Source organism: Stutzerimonas tianxiuensis (assembly GCF_053470365.1).
Map to the genome: position 1 here is coordinate 34,549 of NZ_JBPVWS010000026.1, position 9,164 is coordinate 43,712.

The window sequence follows — 9,164 nt, forward strand, 5'->3', positions numbered from 1 at the left end:
AATGGGCCGGAGTGTTATCTGCTCAGGCAGAGCGCGGAAAGCATCGAATATCGCCAGGCCTGATGCCTTTTTGGCAGCGCTAGCCAAGAGCCCCGAACTGACTGGCCTCGTGCCGCTCGCGACGCAAAATCTCGTCGGTGAGAATTCTGGCGAAGGCATCCACGGCAGCCGGAATGTAGCGGCCGCTGCTCATGTACAAGCCCAGGTCGCAGAAAATACCGCCGCTGTCGGTGAGCGGAAGCATCTTCAGTTCACCGGCGGCCACCTGCGCCTCGATGCCGAACGCGGTTTGAAACGCCACGCCCCTGCCGCGCACTACCATCTGCTTGGCCAGTTCAAGCGATGCGGTTTCCAGGCGGGTCCTGCCGGAAAAATGGGCGGATTTGAGCAGTGGCGCGAGTCGTTGCCGCGTCGAGATTTCCGGCTTGCTGAGGATCAGGTCGTAGTCGGCGCAGGCGCCAAAACTGACCTGGCTTTTATCGGCCAACGGGTGATTGGGCGGCACGATCGCCGCCAGCCGGAAATGCCCCAGGGCCAATTGCTGGAGCTGCTCGTGTTTAGGCAACGCGAAAGCCAGACCCAGGTCCGCCGCCCCGGAGATGATCGCCTGCGGAATGCCTTGCGAGCCGGAGACGGTGACACCGACAGACACCCGTGGATAACGCGCGTGCATGTGTTCGAGCACGGTGGGTAACAGGTCCACAGCCAGGGTCTCGGCAACGATCAATTCGACATGCCCTGCCCGGATTCCTTCCATGGCTTCGAGTTCCGAGCGCAGCCGTTCTACGTCGTGGAGCACCACACCGATATGGCGTGCGAACAACTCGCCGGCGGGGGTGAGTTTCAGTCCGGAGCTCAGCCGGTCGAATAGCGGCGCACCGATGTCGTCCTCCAGTTTGAGGATCTGCCGATTGACCGCCGACGAAGCCACGTTCAGGCGCCGGGCCGCTTCGCGGATCGAGCCGCAGTGCTGAACCATGTCGAAGTAGCTGACCGACACCGAATGAAACCGTAACCGCCGAACCATGGTTTTACCTGACTTCCTCACTTCGAAATGTTGCCCAACGCGGATTCTTTTCGCGCCAGGAAAGTGCATCGAGCTGCCGCTGCGCACCATGCCAGAGCGAAAAACACGCCCGCCAACTGCTGAAAAAATTCGTCTAAAAACTGTCCAGGCAGTCAACTACGAGGCATTGCGAGCATTTTTCTGATCGCCTCTTCGCGTTGGCACAAGACGTGCTCTAGCGATGCCGAGACTGGTATACCAGATTGTATTTCTGAAAAGCCCGCAATGTGATCAACCGTAATGAGGATCGGCGATGTCCGCTCAATGGAAGCCCCTGATAGAACACAAAGGTTACCTCCGCCATTTCTGGCACCCGGTGTGTACCTTGAGCGAGTTCGAGAAAGCCAACGCATCCGGGCATGGCCCGATGTCGGTGAAGCTGCTGGGAGAGAACCTGGTGTTGGCCCGTCTGGACGGGCAGATGATGGCCGCCGATGACCGCTGCGTGCACCGCTCGGCGCGCCTGTCGCTGGGGAGCGTGTGCAAGCACCAGGGCAAAGACACCCTGCAGTGCCCCTACCACGGCTGGCGCTATAACGACGCCGGCGAATGCACGCTGGTGCCGGCCTGCCCCGACCGCCCTATTCCGCCGCGCGCAAAAATCGCCAAATACGACTGCGCCATTCGCTACGGCATCGTCTGGGTGCGCCTGGACAATTCGTTCGACTGCACCGAAATCCCTTACCTGGGCGATTGGGACAGCGAAGGCATGAAAGTCGTGGTGGCGGAGTCGTATGTGTGGGAAACCTCGGCCGAGCGCCGCTGGGAAAACTTCACCGACTTCTCCCATTTCGCCTTCGTTCACCCCGGCACTCTGTACGACCCCTTCTTCGCCAGTCACCCCACGGTAAACGTCGATCGCAGCCACGGTGAACTGCGCTTTCAGCTGGCGCCGCCCAAAGAGATGTACGAAACGCTGCCGGAAGAAGCGCCCATGGGCGACTTCACCTACCGCTGCTCGATGCCGTACTCGGTGAACCTGGAAATCAAACTGTGGAAGGACGATTCCAAATTCATCCTCTGGACCACCGCCAGCCCGGTGGACGACAGAACTTGCCGCAACTTCATGGTCATCGTGCGTACCGAAGACCAGCAGCCCGACCACGTGCACCTGGCTTTCCAGAAACGCGTGCTGGAAGAAGACCGCCCGGTGATCCAGTCCCAATGGCCTATCGAGCTCGATAGCGCCGAACTGTCGGTAGGCACCGACAAGATCTCCATCCAGTACCGCAAATGGCACCGCGAACTGTCGCAAGCGGCGCTGGGCGGCAAGGACGAATTCAAAGCGGCCCTCCTCAGCGAAGTGCTCGAGGAGCGTTAAGGCCTACACCCATGGGCCAAGCGCCCTTTCGAAGCTACGTTTTTGCAGGAGCAGTACATGAAAAAGATGTTCAAGTTGGGCTGTGCCGGGTTGGGTATCCAGGCGTCGTCGCGTGAGAACCCGGTGTCACTGACCGAGTTGCCGATTCTCGAGCAATTCAAACTGGTCAAGGAAGCCGAGGTCTGGGACTTCATCGATCGCATTCCCAACAACCGCCAGGAGCTGGACGAGTACATCAAGGGCAGCCAACTTTACGACCTGCCGGTGCTGTCGGGGAGCGGCCTGTACACCCTGGGCCTGGATGATCACCTGATCAAAGAGAACATCGACCTGACCGTCGAGGTCGGCGGCAAGTACCACAATTTCATGATCTGGGCTAAGCACAAGGACCGCCACTACGTGACCAACGAAGAGGTCGCCGAGTGTTACCTGGAGTCGTACGAGTACGCGGAAAAAGCCGGGGTGATCATCACCTTCGAAAACCATGTGGACATGTGGTCCGAAGACTATCGCCGGGTCTCGCAAGTAGCCGATCTGGTGGAAGCCCGCGGCGCGAAGTTCAACGTGGCCATTGACTACAGCCACTGCATTTTCAAGATTGAAAACGAAGTGGAGCACGCCGTCTCGCAGATGCGTGGCGACAACGATGCCATCGCCAAACTTGACCCGTTCAACGACGACAGTTACGCGGACGAATGGCTGAACCGCAACCTGGTGCACTGGGCCCAGATGCGCCCGGCCGCGCCTAACGGCCCGCTGAACTGGTGGGGCTTTGAAACCGGCCCTTGGGATGCCAAAGGTATCGACCGTCCAGGGCGCTCCATTCAGTACCCGTTCCGGCGTCCTGCCGAAGGCGAATGGCATACCGACATGTGGCATGCGCACAAGCTGGCGTGCACCAAGGAAGTCACCCGCAAAGTCATCGATGCCTACCTGCAAAACCCCGCTACCAACCTGTCGCTGATGACCATCGACAACATCAACCTAAACGCCTACGGCCTGGGCTGGATGTACAACATGTTTGCCGACAGCTGTGCCTACGCGCAGTTCGTCCGCGAGTTGTACGCCGAGCGCGCGGCTGTGCACGAGGCGCGCAGCGCCAAGTCGGCGGCTGAATTCGTTGCTCAGTACCGGGCGTAATACCTCCTCTGCGCTTGGCGTCGTCACGGCGCCGCCAAGCCTTGTACGGGCCACCGTTATGTTAAAAGAAAACAGCTTTGTCTACGACGACTGGCATCCGGTTGGTGCGCTGGCCGAGGCCGTCGTTGGCAAGCCATGCCATACCCGGATTCTGGGTCAGGCCATCTGCTACACCCGCACCCCCGACGGGCTGATCGCGCACCTTGCCGACAGTTCTCAGCCGCTGAAAACCTTGATCGTCTACGGCTTGCTCTGGGTGTCGTTGTCCGCGCAACCACGCCGAATTCTGGCCATTCCCGAGTTCGAAGAAACGGACCGCCGCGTCGTCAGCGCCGGCTCGATCCGCGTTGCCACCTCTGGGCTGCGGGTGGTGGAAAACTTCCTCGACATGGCTCACTTCCCGTTCGTGCACACCGATATTCTCGGCGCCGAACCGCTCACCGAAGTGGCCGCCTATGACGTCGAGATCGACGAACAGGCTGATGAGGTGCTGGCAGTCAATTGCCGCTTTCCGCAGCCCAAGGGTTCGGCGGCGGCCAGCGAACCGGTGGAGATGCAGTACGTGTACCGCATCGCCCGCCCCTTTATCGCCATCCTCTACAAGACTTGCGTCATCGACGCCAATCGCCTGGATGTGCTCGGCCTGTACGTGCAGCCCGTGGATGAGGAGAGCTGCATCGCCCACGCGATCATGTGCTACCTCGACGACATCAACACCGACAAGCAGCTGCGCGACTTCCAGCAACGCATCTTTGGCCAGGACATCATGATTTTGCTCAATCAGGTGCCCAAGGGCCTGCCGCTGGATCCCCGGCACGAAACGCCCGTGCGCGCGGATGCACTGTCCAGTGCCTACCGCCGCTGGATCAAAGCACGCAACGTCACGTTCGGCACCGCTCGCTGAGCCGTATTAGCAGGTAATCAGATATGGGTTCGTTACATCAGGAATGGCATGTGATCGCCAGCTCCGAAGACCTTCCGTTTCGCCACGTGTACCAAACGCGCTTGCTCGGTCAGGAGCTGGCGGTCTGGCGTGACGACAACGGTGTTGTAAATGTGTGGGAAAACCGCTGCCCGCACCGCGGTGTACGCCTGAGCCTTGGGGTGAACATCGGCAACCAGCTGAAGTGCCAATACCATGGCTGGAAATATGAAAGCGGCTCGGGCCATTGTGCCTTTGTGCCCGCTCACCGCACGGCAAAACCCAGCGCCGCCTGTGTGCGCACCTTCCCCTGCGCCGAGGTGGACGGCCTGGTGTTCGCCCAGCTCGAAGCCCCGGTTGGCAACGCCAAACCCGGGAGACAGCGTCCGCTCGGTGCCGCGCTGTCCACCAATTTGCGCAGCCATCCAGTGGCAATGAACGCCAAGGCCGTCGTCGAGGCCATCCAGCAGGCCGCCCCCTCGTTCGCGCCGCTGCTGGGAGATCAGGCCGACCGCGTGCAAACGCTGGTAAGCGGCCTGAGCATTGACCTGAGCTGCGCCGGGCTGCTCGACAGCGTGCGGATTTTTGTCCAGCCGGAATCGGACTCCAAGGCCGTGGTGCATGCCCGCCTTTACGCCGCTGCTGCCCTGCCCCTGCAACGCAAAATCGTCTTTACCCAACTGCTCGACGAGCTGTTTGCCCGCGTACTGCAAAGCCCCACGCCAGCGCCGACCGCGCGGCTTATCGCCTCGGACGCGGTGCCTCTGAAGACTCCCAACCCACCCGCCGCCGATAAGCCGGGCGAGCCGTTCTCGTGCACCGTCATCGCGCGCCAAAACGAAACCCCGGACATCGCTTCGTTCTGGCTGAAACCGGATGACGGGCGGCTGTTGGCGCTGGAACCGGGTATGCACGTGAGCCTGACCACGCCCTCTGGCCACCTACGCCAGTACTCGATCGTCAACACGCCTGACGAGCAGGATGTACTGGTGATCGGCGTCAAACACGAGCCGCAATCACGCGGCGGCTCGCGCAGCATGCACGTGGATGTTCAGGTAGGCACCCAGGTGCAGCTGACGCTGCCACGCAATCAGTTCCAGCTGCAGCCGCCGGGCCGTCACGCCCTGCTGATCGCCGGTGGCATCGGGGTCACCCCGATTCTGGCCATGGGCCTGCATCTGCAACGCGCCAAGCGCCCGTACAGTTTTCATTACCTGGCGCGCAGTGAGGAACATGTGGCCTTTACCCAGCGGCTTGCCGCGCTCGGTAAACAAGCGGCGACCTACCTGGGCCTCGATATCGAAGGCACGCAGCAGACATTGCGTGAATTGCTCCAGGACCGGGAACCGGCACGGCATGACGTCTATGTCTGCGGGCCGCAGCCGATGATTGATCTGGTCGTCGAGCTGGCACGCGAAGCTGGCTTTGCCAGCGAGCAGATTCACTTCGAGTACTTTGCGCTGGCCCCCAGCAGCAAGCCGCCGGCTGCCGAGTCGGGCAGTTACCAAGTGACCATCAAGTCCAGCGGCAAAGCCTTCACCGTCAGCCCCGGGCAGACCCTGCTGCAAGCCTGCCTCGATCACGGGGTAGCCATCGATTACTCCTGCGAGCAAGGGGTATGCGGCGCCTGCATGACCAAGGTGGTCAGCGGCGAACTGCAGCACGGCGATGTTTATCTTTCGGCCAAAGAAAAAGACAGCGGCACGTTGATCATGCCGTGTGTATCGGGTTGCCGCTCTGAAACGCTGATTCTGGATATCTAATGGGTGTCTGATGTTGAAACTTTACGATTACGAGTTATCCGGAAACTGCTTCAAGGTGCGTTTGCTGCTATCGATTCTGGGCGTGCAATACGAAACCGAAGTGGTCGAGTTCCACCCGGGGCGTGAACATAAGCGCCCTGCATTTCTGCGCATCAATCCTATGGGTCAATTACCAGTTTTGCAGAATGGCGAAAAGATCATTCGCGACTCCCAGGCCATTCTGGTTTATCTGGCATCAATATTTGATCCGAGTCGCAAATGGTATCCGCTGGATCAACCGGAGGTGTTGGGTGATATCCAGGTGTGGCTGGCATTTGCCGATAGTCTGACCGGATCACTTTCTGCCGCACGTTTACATGAGTTGTTCATGTATGACTTCGACGCCGACGCCTGTCGCGCGCGTGCTCAAACATTATTGGAGGTGATGGATAAACATCTGTGGATCAATCGCCAACAGGATTTCAAGTTTCTCTGTCCACTGGCGCACGCGACTATTGCCGATATTGCCTGCTTTCCCTATGTGGCCATGGCCGATGAAGCCGGGCTTTCGTTGCAGGATTATCCCTCGGTGCGTCTCTGGCTGGATGAAGTCAGACGTATTCCAGGCTTTACCGTAATGGCCGGCATATTCCCGGCCGGCAAACCCTGATTACTCTTATCGTCAGAACATCAAAAGACGTGGCTACTTGCCCCGCACTATAACCATAACAGCGGTTCTGACAGCACGTTGCCCTACCACTCTGCCTTGTTACACCACTTAGTAATCAACAGGAGTTTTGCAGATGGTCATATATACCCCGCCTTCAGTGGCCAAAAACATTCCGGTTATCGATCTGGCGGACAGCTTTTCCCACGATATCGAGAAGCGCAAGGCAGTAGCCTGGGAAATTCATAAGGCGGCACGGCAGACCGGTTTCTTTTATATTAAAAACCATGGCGTACCGGTAGAACTGCAGAAAGCGCAGTTTGATGTAGCCAAGGAATATTTCAAAACGCCGCTGCACGAAAAAATGTTGGTCAACTCGAAAAACTCCAGTTGCCTGCGAGGGTATGAACCGATTGCGGCGCAAATTCTCGATGAAGGTTCGCCGCCCGATCTGAAAGAAGGGTTTCTGCTGGGTCGCGAGTTGGACGACGCACATCCGCACGTTATTCGCAAAACACCCTATCACGGCCCGAACCAATGGCCAGCGGGCAACCCCCGTTTCCGCCAGCAGACCGAAGACTATATGCGCTACATGGATCTGCTCGGTCGCAAGATCGTCCGCTTGCTTGCCCTGTCGCTGCAGTTGCCCGAAGACTTTTTCGACCAGGGCCTCAAAGAGCCGATGATCATTACCCGCATGCTGCACTACCCCAGCCAGCCGGCCGATGCCCGTGAAAACCAGATTGGCGCCGGTGCCCATACCGACTGGGGCCTGATTACCTTGCTGCTGCAGGATGAAGTCGGCGGTCTCGAGGTGCGCAATGCCGACGGTGAGTGGCTGAAAGCGCCGTTTATCGAGAACACCTTTGTGGTGAACCTCGGCGATATGGTGCCGGTGCTCACCAATGGCCTCTATCACTCGACCATGCACCGCGTGTTCAACTCCAAAAAAGACACCCCGCGCTACTCGGTGCCAACTTTTTTCGACCTGGATTACTACTACGAAGCCTCGGTGGTGCCCACGCTGCGCAAGGCCGATGAGGTCTATCCGGCGCCCATCACTGTCGGCGGTCATATCGCGGCTATGTTCGACAAGACCTTCGGGGTCAAGAAAGCCACGGCATAACGCGCCGACAGCGGAAAAGGCCACTAGCGAGTGGCCTTTTTCATGCCTCGCTTTTGGCAAGGCTGAACCGGGCGGATAACCGCCCGGTGTTGTTTTAGAAATACACCTTCACAATCAGACTGGTCACATTCTGATCGGTGTCGAATGCGCGGGTGTCTTTGATCGCGTATTTGTTTGTCCAGTTGTTGTACTCGACCCCGGCGTAGAAGCGCTTGGGCTCATAACCAAAGTGCTTGCCCAGGTCATATTTGATCTGCGGGTTGAACAGCAGATTACTGTGATACGTGCCTTTATTATTGACCACCCAGTCCATATGACCATCGATCACCACGTCGGAGCGGCCGATCGGAATGGTATACGACCAGACCGGCGTGATTTGCCATTGCCCACTAGGTGCTACACCGCCGTCTGGTTTGCGGTAGTAGAAGTTAAGCTGGAAATAATCGAAACCCGGTAGATCGAGATCAAAGCCCGGGCCGAGCAAATAGTTAACCTGATCGTGCGTTTCATGCTTTTCGTTTTTATCCCATTCAAAACTCGACGCAATCAATACGTCCTTGACGGGACCGAACGACAGTTTGCTATCAAACACTTTGCCCAACGAAAGTCGCGGCGCCAATTCACTGTAAATGGAATGGTGTCCATCATTGTAAGTACCACCGCCTGGGTACCAATTGTTGTCCATAAATAAATACACATCGCCCCACGACCAGTCGCTGGCATGTTCGAAGGTAATGGTTTGTACGGTGCGTGCATCCACCTTGAACTCTTTGCCGTATTGATAAGTGAGACTTTCGCTGTGCCAATTCATATCGGCATGCGATACCGATGGCAAACACGAAAACCCCAAAAAGCTTGCTGCAAAAACAGTGGACTTATTGTTAACTTTCATCTTATCCCCCATATATAAAGCTGATCGAATAGTCAGCATTTACATATAGCAAGTAAGGGGCCAATAAATGCACGAATTGCGCAGACTTTGCAGGAGTTTACAAGCTCTTGAAATGCATTTTTGCTGCTATTGGGGGCGGTTTTTGGTGTGGTGAAGTAATTTAGTGCGTGTTTTTTTGTATTATTAAATTCACTTACCAAGGTAACTATCAGCGATCGAGTAGGAGGCGGATTCACATCCGCCGTCCTCTCACACCACCGTACGTACGGTTCCGTATACGGCGGTTCA

The 9,164-nt window shown here is 57.7% G+C and carries 8 protein-coding genes; 6 read left to right on the forward strand and 2 right to left on the reverse strand.

Annotated elements, in window-relative coordinates:
- Positions 1-79 precede the first annotated feature (79 nt).
- On the reverse strand, positions 80-1,027 hold the full coding sequence (locus ACSSNI_RS21885; RefSeq protein ID WP_026088706.1) for a LysR family transcriptional regulator: 948 nt from the start codon (positions 1,025-1,027) through the stop codon (positions 80-82).
- A gap of 292 nt (positions 1,028-1,319) precedes the next feature.
- Here ACSSNI_RS21885 and ACSSNI_RS21890 point away from each other — a divergent pair, with 292 nt between their 5' ends.
- The 6 genes from ACSSNI_RS21890 (at position 1,320) to ACSSNI_RS21915 (ending at position 7,984) form a co-directional block, all read left to right on the forward strand.
- Positions 1,320-2,387 carry an aromatic ring-hydroxylating oxygenase subunit alpha gene (locus ACSSNI_RS21890; RefSeq protein WP_017678253.1) on the forward strand — a complete coding sequence of 356 codons (1,068 nt, stop codon included), beginning with the start codon at positions 1,320-1,322 and terminating at the stop codon, positions 2,385-2,387.
- A gap of 57 nt (positions 2,388-2,444) precedes the next feature.
- Complete coding sequence (locus ACSSNI_RS21895; RefSeq protein WP_017678252.1) at positions 2,445-3,527, forward strand: TIM barrel protein; 1,083 nt, start codon at positions 2,445-2,447, stop codon at positions 3,525-3,527.
- A gap of 58 nt (positions 3,528-3,585) precedes the next feature.
- Positions 3,586-4,431, forward strand: coding sequence for an aromatic ring-hydroxylating oxygenase subunit alpha (locus tag ACSSNI_RS21900; RefSeq protein ID WP_017678251.1), 846 nt, complete (start codon positions 3,586-3,588; stop codon positions 4,429-4,431).
- Between the two features lie 23 nt (positions 4,432-4,454).
- Positions 4,455-6,212 (forward strand): Rieske 2Fe-2S domain-containing protein, encoded by a 1,758-nt coding sequence (locus ACSSNI_RS21905; RefSeq protein ID WP_033377565.1) that lies wholly within the window; start codon positions 4,455-4,457, stop codon positions 6,210-6,212.
- Positions 6,213-6,222: 10 nt separating this feature from the next.
- Entirely contained in the window at positions 6,223-6,861 is a 639-nt protein-coding gene (locus tag ACSSNI_RS21910; RefSeq protein ID WP_017678249.1) for a glutathione S-transferase family protein, read from the forward strand.
- A gap of 133 nt (positions 6,862-6,994) precedes the next feature.
- The gene (locus ACSSNI_RS21915) at positions 6,995-7,984 is read left to right on the forward strand and encodes an isopenicillin N synthase family dioxygenase (RefSeq protein WP_017678248.1); all 990 of its coding nucleotides are present in this window, start codon (positions 6,995-6,997) and stop codon (positions 7,982-7,984) included.
- A gap of 94 nt (positions 7,985-8,078) precedes the next feature.
- Here ACSSNI_RS21915 and ACSSNI_RS21920 read toward each other — a convergent pair whose 3' ends face one another.
- Entirely contained in the window at positions 8,079-8,876 is a 798-nt protein-coding gene (locus ACSSNI_RS21920; protein WP_448260277.1) for an outer membrane protein OmpK, read from the reverse strand.
- Positions 8,877-9,164: the final 288 nt, after the last annotated feature.

Bases quoted from the DNA above. Each gene is read 5' to 3' on its own strand.
- ACSSNI_RS21895 (WP_017678252.1), top strand. From the start codon at position 2,445: ATGAAAAAGATGTTCAAGTTGGGCTGTGCCGGGTTGGGTATCCAGGCG.
- ACSSNI_RS21905 (WP_033377565.1), top strand. From the start codon at position 4,455: ATGGGTTCGTTACATCAGGAATGGCATGTGATCGCCAGCTCCGAAGAC.
- ACSSNI_RS21920 (WP_448260277.1), bottom strand. From the start codon at position 8,876: ATGAAAGTTAACAATAAGTCCACTGTTTTTGCAGCAAGCTTTTTGGGG.
- ACSSNI_RS21885 (WP_026088706.1), bottom strand. From the start codon at position 1,027: ATGGTTCGGCGGTTACGGTTTCATTCGGTGTCGGTCAGCTACTTCGAC.
- ACSSNI_RS21910 (WP_017678249.1), top strand. From the start codon at position 6,223: ATGTTGAAACTTTACGATTACGAGTTATCCGGAAACTGCTTCAAGGTG.
- ACSSNI_RS21890 (WP_017678253.1), top strand. From the start codon at position 1,320: ATGTCCGCTCAATGGAAGCCCCTGATAGAACACAAAGGTTACCTCCGC.
- ACSSNI_RS21915 (WP_017678248.1), top strand. From the start codon at position 6,995: ATGGTCATATATACCCCGCCTTCAGTGGCCAAAAACATTCCGGTTATC.
- ACSSNI_RS21900 (WP_017678251.1), top strand. From the start codon at position 3,586: ATGTTAAAAGAAAACAGCTTTGTCTACGACGACTGGCATCCGGTTGGT.